Consider the following 24,341-nt stretch of genomic DNA (forward strand, 5'->3'; position numbering starts at 1 on the left):
CACTTCTCTGGTGCCACGCGCCTGTCGCGCAGCCACAGCCAAGGCCGGGGCGGGCGCGGGATCAGTCCTCGCCGAGCAACGGCACGGTATCCGACAGGTCCTTCAGGCCGACGCCGGTCACGCCCAGCTTGCGGGCGTGGCGGACAAGCCAGTTGATCTTGTGTGTCGCCGCCGGGATCGACAGCCCGCCCTTGCCGTGAATGTTGGACACGCAGTTGCGCGCACTGTCCGGGGTGCCGACGCGGGGCGCACGGGTCAGGTAGGCGCCGATCGAGTTGGTCACCGAAAGGCCGGGGCGTTCGCCCACCAGGATCAGCACCAGATCTGCCTGCATGGCTTCGCCCACCTCGTCGCCGATGCCGACGCGGCCCTGTTCGGCCAGGACCACCGGCGCGACGTTCAGATCGGCGAAGGCGTCCAGAAGCGAGGCGACCAGGGCGCCGCCGGTGTCGTTGATGGCATGGGCCGACAGCCCGTCCGCCACGACGATGGCCAGATCACAGGGCCCTTCGGGCAGCAGGGCCAGGTCCTCTTCGCGGAGGCGGCGGCCCAGGTCGGGACGGCGGATGTAGACCTCCCGGCTTTCGGCGCGGCTGTGGACGCGGATCGCCTCTGCGCCGGAAAGCGCAGCGGTGATGCCCTGCCAGTCGACGGGCATGTAGATCGCATCGCGGGCACTGGCGTGGCAGGCTTGGAAATCCAGGACGGAGGAGAGTTTCGCCGCCGTGCCGCCCGCTTCGAGGCGGAGGCGGGCAGGGGTGAGGTGGCGCAGGTTGCTGGTGAGGTTGGGGTTCACATCGCTCATCAGGCCACGAGCCCCACGCGTTTGGCGAAATCGCCGAGGTTGGGCAGGGCCTTTCTGTCCGTGGTGGGATCCAGGCCCATGCGGGTCAGCCAGGCATCGAATTCCGGCGCGGGGCGCGTGTTGAAGGTGCGGTGCATCCAGCGGGCATCTTCGAAGGCAAGCGACTGGTAGGAGAGCATCACGTCATCCGATCCGGGCACGCAGATGACGAAGTTGACGCCGGAGGCGCCCAGCACGGTCATCAGCGTGTCCATGTCATCCTGATCGGCATCGACGTGGTTGGTGTAGCAGATGTCGCAGCCCATCGGCAGGCCCATCAGCTTGGCGCAGAAGTGGTCTTCGAGCCCGGCGCGGATCACCTGCTTGCCGTTGAAGAGGTATTCCGGCCCGATGAAGCCCACGACGGTGTTCAGCAGCAGCGGGTCAAAGGCCTTGGCGACCGAGTAGGCGCGGACTTCGAGCGTCTGCTGATCGACCCCGTGGTGCGCCCCGGCCGACAGCGGCGCGCCCTGGCCGGTTTCGAAGTACATCACGTTGTTGCCCACGGTGCCCCGGTTCAGCGACAGCGCCGCCTCATGCGCTTCCTTCAGCACCGAGAGGGTGACGCCGAAGCCGTCGTTTGCCGCCTGGGTGCCCGCGATTGACTGGAACACCAGGTCGACCGGGCCGCCGGCCTCTATCACCTCGATCGAGTTGGTGACGTGGGTCAGGACGCAGCTTTGGGTGGGGATGTCGAATTCCTGGCGGAAGCCATCCAGCGCCTTCAGAAGTTCGGTGCAGTTGGCAATGCTGTCGGAGGCGGGGTTGATCCCGATCACCGCGTCGCCGGTGCCCTGCAGCAGGCCGTCCAGGATGGTGGCGGCGATGCCGCGGGGGTCATCGCTGGGGTGGTTGGGTTGCAGGCGAGTCGACAGGTGGCCTTTCAGCCCGATGGTATTGCGGAATTTCGTGACCACCTCGATCTTGGCGGAGACCGCGATGAGGTCCTGGTTGCGCATCAGCTTGGACACGGCGGCGACCATTTCAGGGGTCAGCGCGCGGGCGGCGCGTTCGAGCATGGCGCCGGTCGTGCCTTCGTCCAGCAGCCAGTCGCGCAGGTCGCCGACCGTCATGGAACGGAAGGGGGCGAAGGCGGCATCGTCGTGGCTGTCGATGATCAGCCGCGTGACCTCGTCGGTTTCGTAGGGCACGACGAGATCCTGCAGGAAGACCGGCAGGGGCAGGTCCGCCAGCACGTAGCGGGCGGCGACGCGGTTGGCTTCGCTGGTGGCGGCAAGGCCGGCCAGTTCGTCGCCGGAGCGCAGGGGGGTGGCCGCGGCGAGGACCTGGGCCAGGGTTTCGAACCGGTGCGTCTCGCCACCGGCGACATGCGAGTAGGTCACGGGGAGGGTGCCTTTCCTTGCTGGTCTTTACTGGGCCGGCCGGGGCCGGGAGGGGGCCGGGCGCGGACGCCCGGCGGTCAATGCTCATTCGGTCGTGTAGATCGCCTCTGCCACGTCGGCGGGGAACTTGCCGCCCAGCCCTTCGAGGCCGGTGTTCGTCATCTCGACGACCGTCAGCTTGCACGCGGGATCTATGAACCAGGTGTGGCCATAGACACCACCCCAGGAGAAGGTTCCGGGGCTTTGCGGGGTCGCGGCTGCCTCAGGATCCAGCAGGACCTTGCCGCCGTAGCCGAATCCGTAGCCGGGACCGTTGGTGGTGACGGGCAGATCGCCGATGTGGTTCTGCATCATGTCCGCCGTGGTGGCGGGGGCGAGAATCGCCCCGCCGCCGGCGCGCAGGGTTTCCAGCAGGGTCAGGATGTCGGCGGCGGTGGAGACCATGCCGGCCCCGCCGGAGGGGAAGGGGGTCTCCTTCCGGGCCCGGGAGGGGGAGAAGCGGATCGCGGCGCCCGGGACGGAGGTGACCAGCTGCGGGTCCTGCATACGGGCGGCGCCTTCGGGGGTGTTGTAGTAGGCCGCGGTCAGACGGTCGGACTGGGTGGAGAAGCCGGTGTCGGCCAGGCCCAGGGGCGCGGAGACCAGGGTGTCGACCGCCTGCTGGAGCGGCGCGCCGGTGACGGCTTCGATCACGGCGCCCAGCACGTCAATCGCGACGGAATAGGCCCAGCTTTCGCCCGGCGCGTAGCCCAGCCCCGCGGCGGAGATGCGGGCCATGTTTTCCGCCATTTCGATGTCGAGCTCATCGAGACCGTCGGAGACGCCCGCGGCGTGGTAGGGGCCGTCGGGCTGTTCGAGCAGGCCGTAGCCCAGGCCGGCGGTATGGGTGATCAGCTGTGCGATGGTGATGTCGGGGGTGCTGCCGTCGGCCAGGGCGGGGCGGAAGTCGGGCAGGTATTTCGTGACCGGGTCCTGCAGCGACAGGCGCCCCTGGTCGATCAGGGCCATGGCGGCGCTGGTGACGAAGATCTTGCTGACGGAGGAGAGGCGGAAGATCGCGTCCTCTGCCATGGGGATGCCTGCCTCCCGGTCGGCCATGCCGGCGGCGCGGGAATAGACGAGTTCACCGTCGTGCATGATCTTCACCACGGCGCCGACGATGCGGTCCTCGGCGATGGCGCTGTCGATGGCGGCGTCGACGCCCGCGGTGATGTCGCCGACGCAGGTCTGCGCGGCAAGGGGGGCCGCCAGGGTCCCGGCGAGGAGGCCGGAAAGGGCGAGGGTGAGGGTCTTCCTGTTGGTGCGAGGGCTCATGCTGGCTCCTGTCTGATGTTGCGGAGGCTGTTTCCGGGGCCCTGCAGGAGATCCCGCGCATCGCGTGTTGCGGATGTGTGTGGATCTGGGGAATCGTGCGGTATATTGGGGTGCCCGGCGGCGTCCGTCTTCGATCTATTTGAGCGAAAATGTGTGATTGTGTAGAGTTTGGTGGTTCCGGATCCGCCGGGTTTCCAAAAAGGCCAGATTTTCGTCGCAACGCGAGGCGTCCTGCGCGCTTTTTCATCCATGTGCAAATATTTGCAAGTGCATCCGTGAGCGTTTTTCCGAAAATAAGGGAAAATCCACCCCTGTCTCAAATCCGAGCTTGACCGATTTGTGGTATTGTGTGGTTTTGTGGGTGTGCCTCGATGGCGCTCGGACCCCTTGCACGGGGATCACCTGACAGGGACCACATCGCCAGATGTCCGGAGTTCCGATGACCTGTGAACCACGAAACTGCGGTTTTCCAAGGGAAAGCGCACAAAAGTGGAAATCAGGGGCATCCGGCCCGGGCGAGGACCGGCACCTGCCGGGGGTGACGGTCCGAGGGAATCGGGCGTCGCAGATCAACAAGGACCCGCAACAGGGCCCGCACCCGGGACCAACAACAGGGAATAGACCATGAAACTCTCTCGCCGTACCTTCCTGATGGCCAGCGCCGCCATCCCGCTGACCGCCGCTGTCCTGGGCTCGCCCCTGCAGGCCGCCGAAACCGGTGTCGTCCGCTGGCTGAGCCCGGAAAACACCACAGGCAACTGGGACCCGTCGGGCAACACCACGCTGGCCAACACCCGCATCGAATTCATCGTCTTCGACACGCTGCTGCGCTACCCGATGACCGGCGACGACCTGCTGGAGCCGGAACTGCGCCTGGCCGAAAGCTACGAGATCGTCGATGGCGCCAATGTCGACATCGTCCTGAAGAAGGGCATCAAGTTCCATGACGGGGCCGAACTGACCGCCGAAGACGTCAAGGCCTCGCTGGAATACTACTCCCGCGAGGGGGCCGCGCGCGCCTTCTACCCCGGCCCGGTCAAGGTCACCGTCAAGGACGACTATTCCTTCACCGTCACGACCGAAACCTTCCCCTCGCACTCCTTCCTGTTCCTGCAGGTCTATTCGCCGATCCTGCGCGCCGCCGACGTTGCCACGCCCGAGAAGCTGCAGGGCAGCATGAACGGCACCGGCCCGTTCAAGTACCTGGGCACCGATACGTCCGGCCACAGCTTCGAGGCCTTCGACGGCTACTGGGGCGAAAGCACCGGTGGCGTGTCGAAGATCGTCGTGCGCTACGTGCCCGATGGCAACGCCCGCATGCTGGCGCTGATGTCGGGCGAGGCCGAGGTGATCGAACGCCTGGAGCCGGAACAGTTCGCGTCGCTGCAGAGCGAGGAGAACGTCGATACCCAGCTGGTGAACTCGGTCGAGAACCGCTACCTGCACTTCCGCTGCAACAAGCCGCCCTTCGACGACTACCGCGTGCGCCGTGCCGCCGCCGCCGCCATCGACCGCGATGGTCTGCTGTCGCTGATCGGCGAGGCCGGCTACAAGGCCGACAGCGTTCTGCCGCCGATGAAGCTGGGCTCCACCCCGCAGCCGGAATACGGCGCCTTTGATCCCGAGCTGTGCCAGACGCTGCTGGCCGAGGCCGGGTACCCGGGCGGCAAGGGCCTGCCGGAGATCGAATACATCACCTCCACCGGGTTCTATCCGAAGTCCAAGGAAATCTGCGAGGCGATCACCGCCATGCTGCAGGCCCAGGGTTTCCCGGTCACGCTGACCGTGATGGAAGTCGCCGCCTGGAACGACGCCTATTACAACGTCAACGCCGGCAACATGATCGACGGTGGCTGGGCGCCCAACTCGCCCGAGCCGAACATCCAGCTGATGCTGCAGTACTATTCCAAGGTCGGCCTGGTGACGGGTGTGAACGAGCCGTCGATCGACGAAGTGCTGCTGAAGCAGGTGGCCGAGACGGACATGGAAACCCGTGCCAAGATCATCTCTGACGACGTGCTGCCGGCGATCGCCGACAAGCTGCCGAACCAGGTGCTGTTCAATTCGAACATGATGATCGCGACGTCTTCCAAGCTGACCGGCATCGGCATGACCGCCGCTGGCGACCTGGACTTCACCAAGGCGACCATGGCCTGAGGCCAGAGCCAGCTCCCCCTGGCCCCCGGGTGTTCCCGGGGGCCTGACTGCCCCGGCCAGCCATGACCACGATCAAAGACCCCAGGGACCAGAGATGATCGCAACACTTTCCTTCCTCGCGAGACGCCTGTCACAGGGTGCCCTCATCGTCTTCCTTGCCGCGCTGATCGTGTTCACGCTGCTGCGCGTGGGTCCGGGTGATCCCGCCCGGATGCTGGCCGGGGGCCTTTCCGACCAGGCCAGCGTCGATGCGCTGTCCGAAAAGATGGGCCTGAACGATCCCTTCCTCGTCCAGTTCGGCAAATACGTCGGCAATGTCGTGCTGCATGGTGATTTCGGCCAATCCTACATCCGATCCGAATCCGGCCTGTCGGTGGGCGGCGGACATGGCGATGACCAGACCCGGTCGAACCGCGCCGATGTGCTGTCCCTGATCGCGACACGCCTGCCCGTCACCCTGTCGCTGGCCGGTCTGGGGCTGGTCATGGCGCTGGTGATTTCGGCCCCCATCGGCATCTACGCGGGCCTGCGCGCCGGCAAGTGGCAGGAGGGGGTTTCGATCCTTGGCTCCTCCGTTCTGGTGTCGATGCCGAGCTTCTGGATCGCGGGCCTGCTGGTGCTGCTGGTCTCGATCAAGCTGAAGTGGCTTCCGGCCGTGGGGTACGAGGGGCCGCGCTATCTGATCCTGCCGGCCATCGTCCTGGCGATCGAGATGGCGCCGATCTTCATCCGGACCTGGTCTTCGGCGATTTCGTCCATGACCCGGCGGGATTTCGTGCGCGTGGCGCCGGTGCGCGGCCTGGGCCGTCGCCAGATCTTTTCCCGCCACGTGATGCGCGGGGCTGCGGTGCCCTTCATCAACACCCTGGGTGTCATGCTGACCAGCCTGATCGGCTCGCTTCTGGTGATCGAATTCGTCTTCGACTTCCCCGGCCTTGGCAAGCTGACGGTGGAGGCCGTGTTGCAGCGCGACTTCCCCCTGGTACAGGCCATTGCCATCATCATCAGCGCCTTCTTCGTGCTGGTGAACATCGCGGTCGACTACGTGAGCGGCCTGTTCGACCCCCGGCTCGACTACTGAGGTGCGTCCATGAGTTCCGTTTCCACCACCCCCGCCGAGGCCAAGCCCGCACTGCCTTCCACCCGCGAACTGGCCATGGGCAAGCGGATCTGGCTGGCCACCCGCTCTTCCCCGTGGTTCCTGCTGGGCGCGGGCCTGTTTGCCCTGCTGCTGCTGATGGCCGTGGTGTCGGTCTTCGTGTTCCAGGTCGATCCGACGAAGATGAACTTCGTCGACAAGTTCGCGCCGCCGATGTTTTCGGAAGGGGCCAAGCCGCAGTTCCCGCTGGGCACCGACCAGCTGGGCCGTGACATGCTGTCCCGCGCGCTGGTGGGGCTGCAGATCACCTTCCTGATCGGCCTGGCGGCGACGTTGCTGTCCTTCGTGATCGGATCTGCCGTGGGGCTTTACGCCGGTTTTGTCGGCGGCAAGATCGACCAGGTGCTGATGCGGGTGGTGGACATCCAGATGTCGATCCCGCCGATCATCCTGGCGATCACCATCCTGGGCCTGGCGCGCGCCACGCCCGCCCTTGTCATCGCCGTGCTGGTGCTGGCCACCTGGCCCAACTATGCCCGCCTGACCCGTGCGGGTGCCCTGGCCGAACGGGGGCAGGAATACGTCCGCGCCGCCCGCGTGCTGGGGGCCGGCAACATCCGCATCATCCTGCTGATGGTCGCCCCGATCGCCCTGCCGCCGATGGCCTTTGCCGCCGTCTTCGACCTGGCCCGCATGATGATCTTCGAATGCGTCCTCGACTTCCTGGGCATCGGCCTGCAGCCGCCGACCCCGACCCTGGGCGTGATCATCGCGGATGGCCGCAAGTACCTGATCAACGCCTGGTGGATCGCCGTGCTGCCCGGGGTCTTCCTGATGCTGCTGCTGCTGTCGCTGAACATGATGGGCACCGCGCTGGAGCGCGCCCGGAACGCCGTCTTCGAAGGATCCAAGTAATGACCGAGAAGCTTCTGACCGTCTCCGGACTGAGCGTCGTCAATGCCGCCGCGCCTGACCAGGCCCCCATTCTGGACGAGGTCTCTTTCGATGTCGCCCCGGGGGAGGCCCTGGCCATCATCGGGCGATCCGGCGCGGGGAAAAGTGTTCTGGGTCGAGCCCTCATGGGCTGGACCGAGGCGCCCCTGGCTGTCACCGGCGGTCAGGTCGACCTTGCCGGCGAAGACATCCTGACCGCCGCGCCGGACGCGCTGCAGCGCCTGCGCGGCACCGGCATCGGCTATGTTGGCGCGGATCCGACCCGGGTCTTTGACCCGACCCTGCCGGTCGGCCGCCAGATCGCGGAAAAGTACCGCGCCGTGCGACCGGGCGTTTCGATGAAGGATGCGCTGGAGCGGGTGCACGAGCTTTTCAACCTGGTGCGCATCCCCGAGGCGCGGCACCGCATGGACGAACTGCCGTCGAAGTATTCGGGCGGGATGATCCAGCGGGCTGCCATCGTCGACGCGATGATCGGCGAGACGAAACTGGTGATCGCCGACAACGTGACCCAGCCGCTCGACGTGACGGTCGCGGCGCAGATCATCCGGCTCTTCCAGGATCTGCGCGAGAGGCTGGGAACCGCTTTCATCTTCATCACCTCCTCGGTGCCGACCATCAAGGATTTCGCGGACCGGATCGTGGTGATGGACAAGGGCCGCATCGTCGAAAGCGGGCCGACGCGGGAATTGCTGGAAGCGCCGAAGACCGAAGCCTCGGAGCAGCTGATCGCGCAGTCGCCCAAGATCTGGGGCACCACCGCCCCCGAAAGCCTGTCGGCGGCAGATGTGCTGAACCGCCCGGCGGCGCTGTCGATCACGCAGGTCAGGCGGACCTACAAGGTCGCCCGCAAGGACAAGCTTTTCGGATCGGTCTACGTGCAGGCCGTGCGCGGCGCCGATTTCGACGTCTACCCGGGCGAAAGCCTGGCCATCGTGGGGGAGAGCGGGTGTGGCAAGTCCACCCTGATGCGTCTGCTGACCTGGCTGGAGGAACCCGATGACGGTGCCGTCCATTTCCACGGCAAGAACGTCGGCACCTTCACCAAGAGGGAGCGTTTCGACCTGCGCGCCCAGCTTCAGCTGGTGCTGCAGGATCCCTATGGCTCCATCCCTGCCCACTGGACCATCGGCCGGACGATTTCCGAAGCGCTGCGCCTGCATTCGGACCTTAGGGGCAAGGCCCGCCGGGCGAAGGTCGAGGCGACCATGGCCGAGGTGGGCCTTGATCCGGCGCTCTACGACAAGCTTCCCTCCGGCCTGTCGGCCGGTCAGCGCCAGCGGATCAACGTGGCCCGCGCCATCGTGCTGGAGCCCACGGTGCTTTTGCTGGACGAAACCTTCTCTGCCCTCGACCCGATGGAGCAGACGCCGCTGATCGAACTGTTCCGCCAGTTGCAGCGCGACCGGGCGATCACCTGCATCTTCATCAGCCACGACCTGGCGCTGGTACGCCGCGTGGCGTCCCGCGTGGCGGTGATGTACCTGGGCCGGATCGTCGAGATCGGATCGAACGAAAAGGTCTTTGGCCAGCCGCTGCATCCCTACACCCGCGCGCTGCTGTCGGCGGCGCCCACGATCGAGGAAAGCCCCTACGATCCGAACGAATGCCTCGTGGATGGCGAGCCGCCTTCGCCGATCCGCCTGCCGGTGGGATGTGCCTTCGCGGACCGGTGCCCGGTTTCGCGGCCCGAATGCCTGCAAAGCGATCCGATGTTGCGAAAGTCAACGGAGCGGGCCCGTGTCGCCTGCCACTTCCCGCTGGCGGATGTCATGCTGGAGCCTCTTGATTCGAAACGGGAATTCTCAAATGTGGGCTAAGGACCGGCATCACCTCATCCTTGCCAAGCTGTCGGTGGGCGAGCGCGTCAGCGTGGATGAACTGGTCGATGACATGCAGGTGTCCCGAGAGACGATCCGGCGCGACATTGTCCAGCTGGAAGGCGAGGGCAAGCTGCGCCGTGTTCACGGCGGGGCAGAGCGCGTTTCGGTCCAGAACGAACCGATGTTCGAGGATCGCAAGCGGGTCAACGCGACGGCGAAGAAGCGGATCGGCATCGCGGCGGCGCGGCTGGTGCAGCCGGGCATGATGGTGGCGCTGGACGCGGGCACGACGACCCTGGCCTTTGCCACGGCCATGGCGGGCATCCCCAACGTGGCGGTGATCACCAATTCCGTCGATGCCGCCCATGCGATCCTGGCCATCCGGCCGGATGCGGACGTGGTCCTGATCGGCGGTCGCGTGGTGCCCGAGATCCCGGGCACCTTCGGCGAAATGGCCACGCGCAGCATGCGCCGCTACAGCCCGGACCTGGGCGTGTTTTCCCCCGTGGCGATTTCGCCTGCGCGCGGGGCGAGCGATTTTCACCAGTCGGAGGCCGATTTCGCCCGGGCGGTGATCGGCGCGTCGAAGAAGGTGATCGCCCTGGCGGATGGATCCAAGCTGGGCGAGGTCAGCCGGGTCGAGATCTGCGGCTGCGAGGAGATCGACGTGCTGGTGACCGAGAAGGGCGTCGACGAGGCCCGGCTGGAGGCGCTGCGTGGCGCGGGGCTGGGCGAAGTCATCGCCGACTGACAGCCGGCGGCCCGCGCCCGGGGGCGTTCGGCGCGCGCCGGGGCGCGGAAGGGCCGGGAGGGCCACGGAAGAATTGCGTCGGCGACGGCGCTTGCACTAGGATTCGGGAATTCCAAGGGGTTCTCGATATTATGTTGCACGCTTTTCTACGTTCGTCGTTCACCGTTCTGTGCCTTGCGCTCGTCTCTCCGGCCGTGGCGGGCGAGGCGCTGCTGACCATCGTCACGGCGCAGGGCGAACAGGTTTATGATCGCGACCGGCTGGAGGCACTGCCCCAGGTGGAAATCGTCACCCATACGACCGTGACCGACGGGCCGCAGACCTTCGTCGGGCCGTTGATGCGGGAGCTGATGGCGGATGCGGGGCTGGCGGAGGCGGAGAGCGTGCTGGCCATTGCGCTGAACGACTACGAGATCGTGCTTCCCTCCGAAGATTTCGAACGGTTCGACGTGATCGCGGCGCTGACGATGAACGGAGAGTTCATGACACCCCGGGACAAGGGGCCGATCTGGATCGTCTATCCCCGGGATGCCCACAGGGAGCTGCAGGACATCAACTATGACTATCGCTGGGTCTGGCAGCTGACGCGCATCGAAGCGCAATGATCAGGAACAAGTTCTGGCGGACGGCGCTGCCGATCGCCCTGATGCTTGTCTGTGTCGGGCTCATGGTCTTCGGATTCCTGCGGCTGCGGGCGATCGAGCGGGGCATGCGGCTGGACGATGCGGCCAACATGGTCTGGGTGATAAGCCAGACGCAGGTCGAGGCGCTGAAGCTGCGCGCGGTCCTGGCGGAAAGCCCCGGTGATGCGGCGCGTATCGGGCTGCAGTACGACCTTTTCCGCAGCCGGATCGACATGATGACCCGGGGCCCGCAGTTGCGGTTCCTCCAGTCGCTGGAGATCGAGGAGGCCATCCTGGCCAGCACCGATGCCATCGCGCGATATGATCCGTCGGTGCGCCCGCTTGCCGGGTTCGAGGAGGCCGCGCTGAGCCGGGAACTGATCGTGCTGAACCGTGCCCTCAACCGCGCCGCGAACCGGTCGATGGTGGGGGAGTGGCGCATGCTTTCGGAACGCCTGGCGCGTTACCGCACGGCTGTCGTCCAGGTGACCTATTCGCTGGCCCTGGGGGTGCTGGCGGCGGTCTACCTGGTCTGGCGGATCGCCGCGGACCGGCGTGCCAGGCTGGACGCCGAGGAATTGCGCTACCGCTCGCAGCTGCTGGAATCCGACCTGGATCGGGAGCGCGCGATGGTGGCGCATTGGCGTGACTTCGCCGCGGTGGTCTCTCACCAGTTCCGGACGCCGCTGGCGGTGATCGACTCCGCGGCGCAGCGGATCTTCCGCCGGGGCATGCCCGCCTCGGAGTCGGTGCTGGAAGCGAAGCAGGCGACCATCCGGGAAATGGTCGGATCGCTTGACCGGCTGGTCGATGCGGCGCTGATGCTGGGGCGGATCGACAACGGGCTGGAGCGGCCCGAGCAGGTGGTCGCCGACCTGGTGGGGCCCGTGTGCTCCATCCTGTCGCAGATGCAGCGGCGCCATCCCGGGCGGGACATCCGGCTGGAACCCGTGGCGGAGCAGATGCGGGCCAGCTGCGATCCCAGGCTGGTGCAGCATATCCTGATGAACCTGGTCGACAACGCGGTGAAGTACTCCCCCGGGGACACCGCGGTGGAGCTTCGCCTGTTCCGCCGGGACGGCCAGCTGGCCTGCCAGGTCGCCGATCGCGGCCCGGGCCTGCCCCAGGAACAGGTGGAACGGCTGTTTTCCCGGTTCGAAAGAGGAGAGAGCATGCCGGGCGAGGGGACGGGGATCGGCCTGTGGCTGGCCCAGAGGCTGGCATTGTTGCAGGGCGGCCGGATCGAGGTGGAGCAACGGACAGGCGGCGGGACGCTGTTCACGCTGTGGTTGTCGGAGGAAGAGCCGGAGGAGACGGATGATGAATGAGGTGCAGACAATCCTTGTCTGCGAGGATGAAAGGCATCTGCTGGATGACATCTGTGCGGAGCTGTCGGAGGCCGGATATGCCACCCTCGCCGCAAGCGACGGGGTCGAGGCGTTGGAGCAGCTGGACAGTCTGCGCCCGGACCTGATCCTGTGTGATATCGCGATGCCGCGGCTGGACGGCCGGGCGGTGCTGACGCAGTTGCGGGAGCGGCGTGAAGATCTGGCGGATGTCCCCTTCCTGTTCCTGACGGCTTTCGGCGACCGGCGCGACATCATCGAGGGGAAGATGCGCGGTGCGGACGACTACATCGTCAAGCCCGTCGATTACGAGGTCCTTCTGGCCACGATCGCGGCGCATCTGCGCCAGGTCCGCCGGGTCAGGGCGCGGCAGACCTCTGCCGATGCGGTGCATGCGGCACGCCAGGCGTTGCAGGATGCCAATGGCGGTGCCTGGCAGGCGCTGGACCGGCTGGCGCAGGGGATCGTTCTGCTGGATGCGGAGCTGCAGGTTCTCCACGCCAATGACGCGGCGCGCGACCTGTGTCGCGATCACTCCGGGTTGCGGCTGGGCCGGACGCTGGATGCGGAGCTTGACCCACGCGCCCTTCGTCAGGCGCTGCGGGATGCGCTGGAACAGGGAACAGGACAGGGGACCGGGGAGGGAACTGGGCAGGGGCAGGTTGCGCCGGCGCCGGTGCCTGTCGAACGGCCGGATCGGGGCATGGGCCCGATCCTGTTGCTGTCGCCTGTCGGGCGGACGGACGATCCGCCCGTGGGCACACCGGCGCTGATGGTGTTGATCGTTGATCCCGGCCGTCGGGTAACCCCCGACCCGGAGGTTCTGCGGCAGGCGCTGCGACTGACCCCGACGGAGGCGCGGATCTGCAGCCTTCTGGCCAGCGGGATGCGCAGCGATGCCATTGCCGAACATTTCGGGGTGTCCCCGGCAACCGTTGCGACGCACCTCAAGAGCGTGTTCGCCAAGACGGAAACCCATCGCCAGACGGATCTCGTGGCCCTGCTCCTGTCACTTTCTGCCATTCCCTCCCCTGAATAGGGGAGGCGCGACGCCCTGGGGCCGTCCTAGGCTTCTATCATTCCCGAGTGCACGTGATTTCAAGGATCTACTGGTTTACGTCCCCAAGTGCCGCGCGCCTGCTCATGCGCGCGGCACACTTTATTTGGCGGCGGTTCGTTTGGACGGTATGCGGCGAAGCGCCTGTTGCGGCCTTCCGCGCGTCTTGAAAGTGAGCTGGCGCGTTGTCCCTCGGGCTATTTCTCCGAAGTCGTAATGCGCCCGGTCCGGCGCATTCGTCGGGCGCCGAGATCTGCTATCTTGATGATGTCAGGGGGAAATTGGAGGCGAGTACCGGAATCGAACCGGTGTGCACGGATTTGCAATCCGCTGCGTCACCACTCCGCCAACTCGCCTTTGCTTTGTGGTTCCGGCCATTTAGCGCGGCGTGAGAAAATGCGCAAGCCCTTCGCCGAACAATCCGCCAAACATTCATGATCCGTTTTTGTTCTGTTCCTGAGCCTTCACGGCAGGCCCCTGCAGGAGCGTTTCCTTGGTGTTGATGCGCGCCCTGGCGAAGCTCCTGTCACCCGTGACGCTCATGATCTTGGCATCGTCGTTGCCTGCGGACGACAGCGCGCTGACCTTTGTGGGGCACGGCGTTTGAAGCTCTTGTGCCATTGCTGCGATGCTACGCGGCAACCTCATCATCCGGTCATGTGCAACACGGTACGGGAGCGGGGCGGGTCTTGCCTGAGCAGGGCTGAATGGCCAGCGGCTGGGGGAGAGCATCAGGGGGAGTGAAGCGGGCGACCTGAACGGTGCCGTGGCTGCCATCCGGGGAGCTACTCGGCGGCCTTGCGCAGACTGGCGATGACGTAGGTGAACTTTTCCCCCTGAATCGCGACATGGCCACGCAAGGCGTCCGCGGCCCCCGCCTGATCGCCGGCCCGAAGGGCCGCCACGACCTTTTCGTGCTCGCAAAGCGATTGGGCCATCCGGCCGCGCAGGCGCAATTGGGTCCGACGGAAGGGTTTCAGGCGCCGGTGCAGGGCCTGCGTTTCCTGCGCGAGAAAGCTGTTGCCGCTCTCGCGGTAGATGATCTGGTGGAAGCGCTCGTTCACGTCGTAGTAAAGCGCGACGTCCTGCGATGCGACGGCCTGTCGACAGGTCGCATTGGCATCGTCCAGCTCTTTCAGCGCCTCGTCGGAAATGCGAAGGGCCGCGAGCCGCCCGCAGGCGGCCTCCAGCTCTGCCATGACCTCGAACATCTCGACCAGTTCCACGGGGCCGGGTTGGCGCACGAAAACGCCGCGCCGGGGGATCTGCTGGACCAGGCCGGAGACCGAGAGCTTCTGAAAGGCTTCGCGCAGGGGGGTGCGGGACACGCCGAAATGCTCCGCCAGTCGCACCTCGTCCAGCCTTTCGCCTGCGGCGAAAGTGCCGTCGAAGATCTGTTCTTCCAGCTGTTCCGCGATGATATCCGCGCGCCGCTTCTCTGGCAGGTTGTCCATGATTTCTTGTAGGGCGCCGTAACTTGCCATGCAAGAACATCCATATTGCATACAAGAATATTGACTCGAAAAACAATGCGCCGCTAGCATCCGGGCAGGTGCCGGGCCTTCGTCCGCGCCGAAAGGGAGGAAATCATGAAACTCAAACTGACGACGGCGCTTGCAGCGCTGGCGGTTGTCGCCGCTGGTTCGGCGGGGGCGACCGAATTGCGGCTGTCACATCAATGGTCGGAGCAGGACGTGCGGCACAAGGTGGCGAAGATCGTCGCCGATGGCGTGGCCGCGGCGGACGTGGACCTGGAAATCAGGATCTTTCCCAGCCATTCCCTGTTCAAGCCGCGCGAGCAGTACAAACCGCTGAGCCGTGGGCAGCTGGACATGACCGTGCTGCCGCTGAGCTACGCGGGCGGGCAGCAGCCGGCCTACAACCTGACCCTGATGCCGGGACTGGTGAAGAACCACGATCATGCGGCCCGGCTGGTCAACAGCGACTTCATGCAGGCCCTGGAGGAGATCATGGCCGGCGATGACGTCATGGTGCTGGTACACGGCTACCTTGCGGGCGGTTTCGCGGGCACCGAAAGCTGCATCACGGCGCCGGAAGATGTGCAGGGGCTGCAGACGCGAGCCGCGGGCAAGGCGTTCGAGCAGATGCTGGCAGGGGCGGGGGCCTCGATCGCCTCCATGGCCTCGTCCGAGATCTACAACGCGATGCAAACCGGGGTGCTGGATGCGGCGAATACCTCGTCTTCGTCCTTCGTCAGCTACCGCGTCTATGAACAGGTGGCCTGCTACACCCCGCCGGGCGACTACGCGCTGTGGTTCATGTATCAGCCGCTGCTGATCAACAAGTCGACCTTCGAAGGGCTGACGGAGGCGCAGCAGGCCGCACTGCTGGAGGCTTCGGCCGAGGCGGAGGCCTTCTACCTTGAGGAGGCGAAGGCGGAGGATGCGGAGAGCCGGCGCATCTTCGAGGAGAACGGGGTCGAGATCGCGGACATGTCGGCCGAGGACTTCGAGGCCTGGCGCAAGATCGCGGAACAGACGTCCTACGTGGCCTTCGCGGAGGAAGTAAACAATGGCGACGCGCTGCTGAACATGGCGCTTTCGGTGGAATGAGGGTTGGGCCCGGCACGCCTGCGCGCCGGGCCTTCCCATGTGCCGAGGGAGGAAACCTATGGCAAGTCCTAGCATGGCCGTGGCCGCGCATTCCGGGTCGAACCCGTTCCTGCGCGGGGTCGCCGCCATTTCCACCGTCGCGGGATGGTGCGCGGCGGCCATGATCGTCGCGGCGGTGATCATCACCTGCCAGATGATCTTCATCCGTTTCGTCATGAACGGCTCCACCGTCTGGCAGACGGAGGCGGTGGTCTATCTCGTCATCGCGGCGACCCTGGTGGGGTTGCCCTACGTGCAGCGCCTCCGGGGGCATGTGAATGTCGATCTGGTGCCGCTGGCGCTCGCCCCGCGGGCGCGTTTCGCGCTCTGTTTCGTGACGCTTTCCCTGTCGATTGCCATCGTCGCGGTGCTGACCTGGTACGGGTACGACTTCTGGCATTTCGCCTGGGATCGCGGATGGCGATCCGACACCGTCTGGGGGGTGAAGCTGTGGATCCCCTACAGCGCGATCCCTCTCGGCTTTGGCCTGCTGCTGTTGCAACTGTTAGCCGACATGGTGGCGCTTCTGACCCGCATCGACCAACCTTTCAATATCGAGGACGCCTGATGGACCCGCTTCTTCTTGCGGCCTTCGTGGCCATCGCGACGATCCTGGTGCTGTTTTCCGGCGTGTCGGTGGCGCTTGGGCTGCTGATCGTTTCCGCCGGTTTCCTGATCATCTTCGACGGGCCGCGTTCGCTGGAACTTCTGCCGGAAATCTTCTTTGGCAAGCTCGACAACTTCGCCCTGCTGTCGATCCCGATGTTCATCATCATGGGGGCGGCCATCGCCTCCACGCGCGCGGGGGCGGACCTGTACGAGGCGCTGGAACGCTGGCTGACGCGGATCCCCGGGGGCCTGGTGATTTCCAACCTCGGGGCCTGTGCCCTTTTCGCCGCCATGTCCGGGTCGAGCCCGGCCACCTGCGCGGCCATCGGCAAGATGGGGATCCCGGAGATGCGCAAGCGCGGCTACCCCGATGGCGTCGCCTCCGGATCCATCGCCGCCGGCGGAACCCTGGGCATCCTGATCCCGCCCTCGGTCACCATGATCGTCTACGGCATCGCGACGGAAACCTCGATCGGGCGGCTGTTCCTGGCGGGGTTGCTGCCCGGGCTGATGCTGGTGGCGCTCTTCATGGCCTGGTCGATCTATTCGACCTGGCGGTCGGGCGAGGCGCAGGTTCTGCAGGCCAGTCGCTACAGCTGGCGCGAAAGGTTGGAGATCCTGCCGAGGGTGCTGCCGTTCCTGGCGATCATCGTCGGCGTCCTCTACGCCATGTACGGCGGGATCGCGACACCTTCGGAAACCGCGGCGGTGGGGGCGATCCTGTGCCTGTTGATCGCCATGGTCATCTATTCCCTGTGGTCGCCGCGCGCGATCTGGACGGTGCTGCGCGACAGCACGAAGGAATCGGTGATGATCCTGTTCATCATCGCGGCGGCCGGGGTGTTCAGCTACATGCTCTCCTCGCTTTTCATCACCCAGGCGATCGCGGAATGGATCGGCACCCTGGAGGTGAACCGCTGGATCCTGATGGGCACCATCAACGTGTTCCTGCTGATCGCGGGATTCTTCCTGCCACCCGTGGCGGTGATCCTGATGGCGGCGCCGATCCTGCTGCCCATCATCACGACCGCCGGGTTCGATCCCGTCTGGTTCGCGGTGGTGCTGACCATCAACATGGAAATCGGCTTGATATCGCCCCCGGTCGGGCTCAACCTGTACGTGATCAACGGGATTGCACCGGACATCAAGCTGAAGACCATCCTCATGGGCTCGCTTCCCTATGTCGCCTGCATGGTCCTCGGAATCCTGCTCCTCTGCCTGTTCCCGCAGATCGCCACGATCCTGCCCGACCTCGTCATGGGACCTGCGCGATGACCCTGCTTGCCGATATGCTCTCTTCCGTCTTTGAACGTCGTGGTTTCCTGTTGCCGCCCATCCGGCGCAGCGGCCGCCCGGTGGAGGAGCTGACCGCCGAGCTTGTCGCCGCCGAGGACGAGGTGACCCGCCTCACCCTCGCGCGGGAGATCCTGCTGCGCTACGCCGCGCTGGAGGATGAGGCGAAGCTGGCGTTCTTCCGGCATCTCGCGAGTGCGATGAACCTTGATCCGGCCCGGCTGCGCGCCGGGCTGGACGCCTACGAGGCAGACCCCTCGGGCAAGACCTACCGCACCTTCATGGAGGCCGCGGAGCCGCCGAGGCAGGAGCTGATCCGGCGGCTGAACCAGGCGCCGGGGGCGACCAAGGCCCTGGTTAGGATGCGGGCCGACCTGCGGCGCCTGGGGCGGGATGAACATGCGCTGCAGGCGCTCGACCTCGATTTCCGGCATCTCTTTGCCAGCTGGTTCAATCGCGGTTTCCTGGTGCTGCGCCCGATTTCATGGGAAAGCCCGGCGCATATCCTGGAAAAGATCATCGAGTACGAGGCCGTGCACGCGATCCATTCCTGGGATGACCTGCGCGGGCGACTGGCGCCATCGGACCGGCGCTGCTTTGCGTTCTTCCACCCGGCCATGCCGGATGAGCCGCTGATCTTCGTCGAGGTGGCCCTGACACGCGGTACGCCGGGTGCGATCCACGCGTTGCTGGAGGAGGGGCGCGCGCCGCTGCGTGCGGCGGAGGCGGACACGGCCGTGTTCTATTCCATTTCCAACTGCCAGGCCGGGTTGGCGGGAATTTCCTTCGGCAACTCCCTGATCAAGCAGGTGGCATCGGACCTGGCGGCGGAACTGCCCGGGCTGAAGACCTTCGTGACCCTGTCACCGATCCCGGGTCTGGCCCGTTGGGCCCTGGCGGAGGGGGTGGAGCTGACACCTGAGGACCACGACAGGATGAAGGCCCTGGCGGCCTGGTACCTGCTGCATGCCAGGGGCCGTGGCGACCTGCCGGCCGATCCGGTGGCACGCTTCCACCTGGGCAACGGCGCCCAGGTGCAGGCCGTGCATGCCGGGGCGGACCTGTCCGAAAACGGCCTGCGCCAGTCCGGCGGCGCCATGGTCAACTACCTCTACCGCCTCGACAAGGTGGCGGAGAACCACGCGAAATTCGCCTCGGGACACGAGGTCGTCGCGGCCGGTGCGGTGCGCACCCTGGCCGCGACCTGGGAAAAGACATCAACCAAGGAAAAAGCCGATGGCCAACCCTCTCTATGACACGCTCTTCGGTTGCCACCGGGGCAGCGCGAAGCCGTTTCTCTACCTGCCCGACGGGGAGGTGATCAGCTATGACGGCTTCCTGGATATCGCGGCCCGTTTCGCCCATGCGCTGGTTTCCTGCGGGCTGGCGCCGGGGGACCGGATGGCCATCCAGGTGGAAAAGTCCCCCAAGGCGCTGGCGCTTTATGCGGCTGCGATCCAGGCAGGGGTGATCGCCCTGCCGCTCAATACCGGCTACACCGCCGAGGAACTGTCGTACTTCGTGGAGAACTCCGGCGCGAAGCTGCTGGTCTGCGACCCGGGCAAGGAACCGGCGTTGTCACAGGTGGCGGCCCGGTTCGGCGCCCGCTGCGAAACGCTGGGGGCGGATGGCATGGGCACCCTGAACGAGATCGCCCGCGCCATGCCTTCCAGTTTCGAAACGGTGGACCGGACGGAGGACGACCTTGCGGCGTTCCTTTATACCTCCGGCACCACGGGGCGGTCCAAGGGGGCGATGCTGTCCCAGTCGAACCTTCTGTCCAACGCTCTGACGCTGGTGGAGTTGTGGCGCTTCACCTCGGATGACGTGCTGCTGCATGCCTTGCCGATCTTCCATACCCATGGGCTGTTCGTTGCAACCAATGTCATCCTTGCGGCAGGCGGCGCGATGATCTTCCTGCCGAAGTTCGATCAGGAGCAGGTGATCGCGAACCTGCCACGTGCGACGACGATGATGGGCGTGCCGACCTTCTACACCCGCCTGCTTGATGATCCCCGGTTCACCGGCGACCTGGCATCCCACATGCGGCTTTTCATCTCCGGCTCCGCGCCGCTGCTGGCGGAAACCCATGTCCAGTTCGAGGCCCGCACCGGGCACCGTATCCTGGAACGCTACGGCATGACGGAGACGAACATGAACACCTCCAACCCCTACGAAGGCGAGCGGCGCGCGGGCACGGTGGGTTTCCCCCTGCCGGGGGTGGAACTGAAGGTCACGGATCCGGAGACCGGGGCAGAGGTGCCGCGGGGCGAGGTCGGCCAGATAGAAGTGCGCGGGCCGAACGTCTTCCAGGGCTACTGGCAGATGCCGGAGAAGACGGCGGCGGAGCTGCGGGCGGACGGGTTCTTCATCACCGGGGACCTGGGGACGCAGGATGCGGAGGGCTATGTCACCATCGTCGGCCGCGGCAAGGACCTGATCATTTCGGGGGGCTACAACATCTACCCGAAGGAAATCGAGCTGGTTCTGGATGAGCAGCCGGGCGTCCTGGAAAGCGCCGTGATCGGTGTGCCGCATCCCGACTTCGGCGAAACCGTGGTTGCCATCCTGGTGCCGGAGAAGGGCGCGCGCCCGGATCTGGAGGCGATCGAGCAGACGGTCGCAAGCCAGCTGGCGCGCTTCAAGCACCCGCGCAAGTACTTCGTGGAGGCGGAGCTGCCGCGAAACACGATGGGCAAGGTGCAGAAGGCGCTGATGCGCCAGACCTACGCGGACCTTTTCGTGCCCGGATGATGCAGGGCGGTAGTGGAGGGGAAGTAGGGCACCGGAGGCGGGGGATATGCCTCCGGTGCCGAGGGTCGTCACGAGGTAAATGACACGACCCCGAGTCGATGTTGGGGATGTCCGGGACAGACTTCATCGCTCGGAAGGTAAACGCCTGACCCGCCAGGTGGTTCCCGAAAAGGTGCAACTTTTTGAAAATTCTTTCCCGGGCCGGCGCAGGGCAGGGTGGGGACTTACTGTGCGGGCATCCGGTCGACACGGTCCAGCTGCTGCTGCCCTTCGCGCCGCGCCTGCGCGGCTGTGACCAGGGCACGAAACAGCCGGCGCTGGCGGCGAGCGTAGATCAGGTGTTCCGGGTGCCACTGCACCCCGACGGCAAAAGGATCGGACAGGCTTTCCAGCGCCTGGGGCATGCCGCCTTCGTCCCGTGCGGAAATCTGCAGGCCATCGCCCAGCTGATCCACGGCCTGCGAATGCAGGGCGTTTACCTTCATCGGATCGGTGCCGGCGATATCGGCCAGGCGGGTTCCCTGCAGCACGGAGATTTCCCGTCGGGGCAGGATCGTCCGGTAGCGGCGGGAACCGAAGACCTCGAAGGCATCCTGGTGCAATGTGCCGCCCAGCACGACGTTCAGCATCTGGGCCCCGCGACAGATCCCGAGGACGGGCAGGCCATGGCCCCGCGCGGCCTCGACCACGCGGGATTCCATCTTGTCGCGTTCCGGATCCAGGGTCACGCCCGCGCGCAGTTCCCCGCCGTAGAGCAGGGGCGCAATGTCGTCCCCGCCGCCGATCACCACGCCGTCCACGGCAGACAGATCCACGTCCGCCCGGTCAATCCATCGCAGGGCCCGGGCCCCCGCGAGTGCGAGGTTCAGCCGGATGAGGGGATAGATCCGCCAGGCGCTGCGCCGGGACACGGTGACGCCGATGACCGGGCGCCCGTCCTGTGGCCTGTCGCCGGTCACGAGGACAGGGCCGCGGCCTGGTCCAGCAGGGATGCGTGGCCGCTTTCGCGCAGGATCTCGTCCGAGGTTTCGAGCCAGAGCGCGAGGGGCGCAAGAACCCGTTCCACAGGATCATGCCGCATTTCGCGCCAGGCGGAGCAGAGCCGGTCGAGGGTCGCGCGGTCCTCGGCCAGCCTTTCGATCCCGCACCACAGCGCCCATTCCCCGGCGAGGCTCCATTTCGGATCGTCGATCCGGCAGTCGGGCATGCGGTAGTGATAGGCGGGACGGGCGGAAACGGTGCCGCCCGCGCCATGGGCCAGCGCGCCTTGGGTCAGCTCCGGCAGCAGGTGGGCGAAGATCGGCAACATGTCGAGCGCGTGGTTGCGCGAATGCGTCGCCTCCAGATAGCCCTGCGCCAGGCTGTCGACCCGTTCGGGCACGCCGAGCGCCAGCCGGTCCAGCAGGCGCGGCGGATAGGGATCGACGAAGGGCAGGGCGCGCCGGGACAGGTCGATCCCGTAGGCACGCCGGATGGCCTGTTCCGCCAGGGCAAAGGCGGTGGTGACCGACCACAGGTGATCTGCGGTGGGGGCCGCATACTGGACGTTCAGGTGAACGCCGAAGCCCAGGAAGACACCGTCGCGCGTGCCGGTGGCACCCTTTTGCTGGAAGTCGCGCAGCACCTCATCGAGCGCAGGCAACTGAGCGGGGTCGAAGGGCGAGGTCACCAGCTCCACGGGGACGACATTGCGCGCGAGATCCAGGGCGGCGCGCCCCAGGGCGGTATCGTCGCGGTCGCGGAACGTCGTGTCGATATAGACCTTGCAGTCGCCGAAGGGCGTGCCCTCGACCCGGAATTCCCCGGGCTGGCGCTTCGCCTCGGTCCCTGCCGCCCGGGCCAGCAACTGCGCGGCCGTCTCCTCGTCCAGGCCACCGAATTCGACCTCGACCCCTAGGAGGCGGCGGGCGCCGTCCCGGTCGGTCGGGTGCGGAAGGTCGGGGAGGGAGGTCTCTTGCGGCGCTTGGCTGTCCATGGGCTGTCCTTTGGTCTTCGCTCTCCGGTGGCGGGGCAGGCGGGACGGCCCGCCTGCCGGCTCAGTAGTCCAGCGGTTCCGGCTGGAAGGTCGCCACTTCGAAGCTGATCGCGGCGCGGTATTCGGTCTCCGTTTCGGACAGGTCGATCTGGCTGCCGAGCTGGGTGGCAAAGGCGCGGATCAGCTGGCTGCCCAGGCCGGTGCTTTCGCCTTCCTGTTCCATGTGGTTCCCGGCGCCCTTGGAGTTCACGACCTGCAGGCGTGCGGTGGTGCCTTCCTGGACCAGGGTCAGGGTCATCCAGGGCGGGCCGTTGTCGCTGCCGGTGTATTTCACCCCGTTCGCCATCAGTTCGGAGGCCAGCAGCGACAGGGGCACGGCCTGGTCCGGGTAGAGGATGACGTCCGCGACATCGATCTTCACCCGGATCCGGTGCCCGCCGGAGGCGGAGGCCTGCAGGGTCTGGTTGGCCACGTCGCGCACCAGCTCACCGACGTTGACCTGACCCTGGCTTTCGACCTGGTGCAGGTTGCGGTGGATCGCGGCCATTGCCAGGACCCGATCCTGCAGCCGGGCCAGGATCGCCTTGGTTTCCGGCGAATGGGCGCGGCGGATGTTCATGTTCATGATCGAGGAGATGAGCTGCAGGTTGTTCTTCACCCTGTGGTGCACCTCCTTCAGCAGCACGTTGCGCTGACGGACGGCATTTTCCAGTTCCGCCTGGTCATGCAGGATGGTCTCCGCCATCAGGATGAAATCCTGCTCCATGTGGCGCAGTTCCTCGGCCGAGAAGCGCATGGTGCGGTGGTCTTCGAAGGTGCGAACCCGTTCGAACCTGCGCATGCGGCGGCTGAGCTGGCGGATGTGGCGGCCCGCCATGCGGTCGATCGCGATGAAGCCGACCACGGCAGAGGCAATCCACATCAGCAGCGGGAACAGGAAAACGGGCGCTTCAAGCCGGTCGGTCATGTCGGACACGGAGGGCCAGATGCCAAGGGCAAAGACCTCGTCCTCCACGATGGGAACAATGACGTAGAGCTTGTCGAGACCGGAAGTGCTTTGCCCGGAGAAGACCATCGGCGCCAGCCGCGCCATGTCTTCGAGCGAGGAACGGATCGGCAGCAGCCCGTCGGAATCCTCCGGCTGGGCGTTGCTGGTCAGAAGCTCGCCCGAGGCGTTGAATGTCATCAGGAAATCCGGCGCCGCGCCAAAGCCGGGTTCCTGCGTCAGGCGCAGGTTGGCATGGGGGACGGAGATGGCGGTATAGCCTTCATAGGTGCCGTCGATCACCACGGGATGCGTGACGATCAGGATGGATGTGCCGCTGATCGCGCCCTCTCCGACCACCATGACACGCGGGGTGCGTTCCCGGATCAGGTCGAGGTGAGAGGGGCGCTGCGACAGGTCCGTGCCCACCCCATGCGACGCGCAGCTCAGCTTGCCATCGACCGGGATGAAGGCCGCGAGGCTGAATTCCGGCATGGCCGTGTTGAATTCTTCCATCACCTTTCGGCATTGCGGGCTGTCGCCGCCCACGCTTTCCACCATGCGGGCCAGTGCCGCAGTGGCACCGAAGGCCTGCTGCAGCACTGCACGTTCCTGCTCCACGCCCTGCTGGGTGAGGGCGAGAAGCGAAAGGCGGGTGACCTCCTCCGCCTGGGAGGAGACCTCGTTGGTCTGGTAGATCGCGATGGAGCCGATGGGCACCAGCGCCAGGGACAGGATGCCTGCGATCCGGAAGGACAGTGACCGGAACCAGGGCGTATTCGCGCTGTGCGGCATGGGGTCT

General features: G+C 66.0%; 21 protein-coding genes and 1 tRNA gene. 13 read left to right on the forward strand and 9 right to left on the reverse strand.

The window, feature by feature from the left end:
- Positions 1-61 precede the first annotated feature (61 nt).
- From eutC to AC2IR1_RS06450, 3 genes are all read right to left on the reverse strand, one after another.
- The gene (eutC, locus tag AC2IR1_RS06440; protein WP_486475459.1) at positions 62-805 is read right to left on the reverse strand and encodes an ethanolamine ammonia-lyase subunit EutC; all 744 of its coding nucleotides are present in this window, start codon (positions 803-805) and stop codon (positions 62-64) included.
- Entirely contained in the window at positions 805-2,187 is a 1,383-nt protein-coding gene (locus AC2IR1_RS06445; RefSeq protein WP_486475460.1) for an ethanolamine ammonia-lyase subunit EutB, read from the reverse strand. The genes eutC and AC2IR1_RS06445 overlap by 1 nt, the downstream gene beginning before the upstream one ends.
- Positions 2,188-2,271: 84 nt before the next feature.
- The gene (locus AC2IR1_RS06450; RefSeq protein ID WP_486475461.1) at positions 2,272-3,501 is read right to left on the reverse strand and encodes a serine hydrolase domain-containing protein; all 1,230 of its coding nucleotides are present in this window, start codon (positions 3,499-3,501) and stop codon (positions 2,272-2,274) included.
- A gap of 624 nt (positions 3,502-4,125) precedes the next feature.
- Between AC2IR1_RS06450 and AC2IR1_RS06455 the strand changes: the two genes are divergently transcribed.
- The 8 genes from AC2IR1_RS06455 (at position 4,126) to AC2IR1_RS06490 (ending at position 13,293) form a co-directional block, all read left to right on the forward strand.
- Entirely contained in the window at positions 4,126-5,658 is a 1,533-nt protein-coding gene (locus tag AC2IR1_RS06455; RefSeq protein ID WP_486475462.1) for an ABC transporter substrate-binding protein, read from the forward strand.
- 94 nt (positions 5,659-5,752) lie between these two features.
- On the forward strand, positions 5,753-6,739 hold the full coding sequence (locus AC2IR1_RS06460) for an ABC transporter permease (protein ID WP_486475463.1): 987 nt from the start codon (positions 5,753-5,755) through the stop codon (positions 6,737-6,739).
- 9 nt (positions 6,740-6,748) lie between these two features.
- Positions 6,749-7,672, forward strand: a complete 924-nt coding sequence (locus AC2IR1_RS06465; protein ID WP_486475464.1) for an ABC transporter permease — start codon at positions 6,749-6,751, stop codon at positions 7,670-7,672.
- A complete protein-coding gene (locus tag AC2IR1_RS06470) occupies positions 7,672-9,531 on the forward strand; it encodes an ABC transporter ATP-binding protein (protein WP_486475465.1) in 1,860 nt (619 codons plus the stop codon). Before AC2IR1_RS06465 ends, AC2IR1_RS06470 begins: the two co-directional genes overlap by 1 nt.
- The gene (locus tag AC2IR1_RS06475; protein WP_486475466.1) at positions 9,521-10,285 is read left to right on the forward strand and encodes a DeoR/GlpR family DNA-binding transcription regulator; all 765 of its coding nucleotides are present in this window, start codon (positions 9,521-9,523) and stop codon (positions 10,283-10,285) included. The genes AC2IR1_RS06470 and AC2IR1_RS06475 overlap by 11 nt, the downstream gene beginning before the upstream one ends.
- Positions 10,286-10,416: 131 nt before the next feature.
- Positions 10,417-10,890 carry a putative pterin-binding protein gene (locus tag AC2IR1_RS06480; protein ID WP_486475467.1) on the forward strand — a complete coding sequence of 158 codons (474 nt, stop codon included), beginning with the start codon at positions 10,417-10,419 and terminating at the stop codon, positions 10,888-10,890.
- Positions 10,887-12,236: a sensor histidine kinase gene (locus tag AC2IR1_RS06485; protein ID WP_486475468.1), complete on the forward strand. Its 1,350-nt coding sequence runs from the start codon at positions 10,887-10,889 to the stop codon at positions 12,234-12,236. The genes AC2IR1_RS06480 and AC2IR1_RS06485 overlap by 4 nt, the downstream gene beginning before the upstream one ends.
- Positions 12,229-13,293 (forward strand): response regulator, encoded by a 1,065-nt coding sequence (locus tag AC2IR1_RS06490; RefSeq protein ID WP_486475469.1) that lies wholly within the window; start codon positions 12,229-12,231, stop codon positions 13,291-13,293. Before AC2IR1_RS06485 ends, AC2IR1_RS06490 begins: the two co-directional genes overlap by 8 nt.
- A gap of 300 nt (positions 13,294-13,593) precedes the next feature.
- On the opposite strand, the gene AC2IR1_RS06495 is transcribed toward AC2IR1_RS06490, so the two are convergent.
- The 3 genes from AC2IR1_RS06495 to AC2IR1_RS06505 form a co-directional block, all read right to left on the reverse strand.
- Positions 13,594-13,667, reverse strand: a tRNA-Cys gene (locus AC2IR1_RS06495).
- Positions 13,668-13,743: 76 nt separating this feature from the next.
- Positions 13,744-13,932, reverse strand: coding sequence for a hypothetical protein (locus AC2IR1_RS06500; RefSeq protein WP_486475470.1), 189 nt, complete (start codon positions 13,930-13,932; stop codon positions 13,744-13,746).
- A gap of 164 nt (positions 13,933-14,096) precedes the next feature.
- On the reverse strand, positions 14,097-14,765 hold the full coding sequence (locus AC2IR1_RS06505; RefSeq protein ID WP_486475471.1) for a GntR family transcriptional regulator: 669 nt from the start codon (positions 14,763-14,765) through the stop codon (positions 14,097-14,099).
- Positions 14,766-14,900: 135 nt separating this feature from the next.
- On the opposite strand from AC2IR1_RS06505, the gene dctP reads away from it, so the two are divergent.
- Genes dctP through AC2IR1_RS06530 form a run of 5 tightly spaced genes read left to right on the forward strand, consistent with a single transcriptional unit; the run spans position 14,901 to position 20,579 of the window.
- On the forward strand, positions 14,901-15,884 hold the full coding sequence (gene dctP / locus AC2IR1_RS06510) for a TRAP transporter substrate-binding protein DctP (RefSeq protein ID WP_486475472.1): 984 nt from the start codon (positions 14,901-14,903) through the stop codon (positions 15,882-15,884).
- A 58-nt stretch (positions 15,885-15,942) separates the two neighbouring features.
- Positions 15,943-16,491: a TRAP transporter small permease gene (locus AC2IR1_RS06515; RefSeq protein ID WP_486475473.1), complete on the forward strand. Its 549-nt coding sequence runs from the start codon at positions 15,943-15,945 to the stop codon at positions 16,489-16,491.
- A complete protein-coding gene (locus tag AC2IR1_RS06520; RefSeq protein WP_486475474.1) occupies positions 16,491-17,807 on the forward strand; it encodes a TRAP transporter large permease in 1,317 nt (438 codons plus the stop codon). The genes AC2IR1_RS06515 and AC2IR1_RS06520 overlap by 1 nt, the downstream gene beginning before the upstream one ends.
- Entirely contained in the window at positions 17,804-19,081 is a 1,278-nt protein-coding gene (locus AC2IR1_RS06525) for a malonyl-CoA decarboxylase (protein WP_486475475.1), read from the forward strand. The genes AC2IR1_RS06520 and AC2IR1_RS06525 overlap by 4 nt, the downstream gene beginning before the upstream one ends.
- Positions 19,062-20,579, forward strand: coding sequence for a malonate--CoA ligase (locus tag AC2IR1_RS06530; RefSeq protein WP_486475476.1), 1,518 nt, complete (start codon positions 19,062-19,064; stop codon positions 20,577-20,579). Before AC2IR1_RS06525 ends, AC2IR1_RS06530 begins: the two co-directional genes overlap by 20 nt.
- A 224-nt stretch (positions 20,580-20,803) precedes the next feature.
- Here the strand turns inward: AC2IR1_RS06530 and AC2IR1_RS06535 are convergent, their stop codons facing one another.
- From AC2IR1_RS06535 to AC2IR1_RS06545, 3 genes are all read right to left on the reverse strand, one after another.
- On the reverse strand, positions 20,804-21,538 hold the full coding sequence (locus AC2IR1_RS06535) for a gamma-glutamyl-gamma-aminobutyrate hydrolase family protein (RefSeq protein WP_486475477.1): 735 nt from the start codon (positions 21,536-21,538) through the stop codon (positions 20,804-20,806).
- Positions 21,535-22,554, reverse strand: coding sequence for an amidoligase family protein (locus AC2IR1_RS06540; RefSeq protein ID WP_486475478.1), 1,020 nt, complete (start codon positions 22,552-22,554; stop codon positions 21,535-21,537). Before AC2IR1_RS06540 ends, AC2IR1_RS06535 begins: the two co-directional genes overlap by 4 nt.
- Positions 22,555-22,615: 61 nt before the next feature.
- On the reverse strand, positions 22,616-24,334 hold the full coding sequence (locus AC2IR1_RS06545; RefSeq protein ID WP_486475479.1) for a sensor histidine kinase: 1,719 nt from the start codon (positions 24,332-24,334) through the stop codon (positions 22,616-22,618).
- Positions 24,335-24,341: the final 7 nt, after the last annotated feature.

The sequence above is a fragment of the Pseudooceanicola sp. NS-SX8 genome (genome assembly GCF_057380755.1).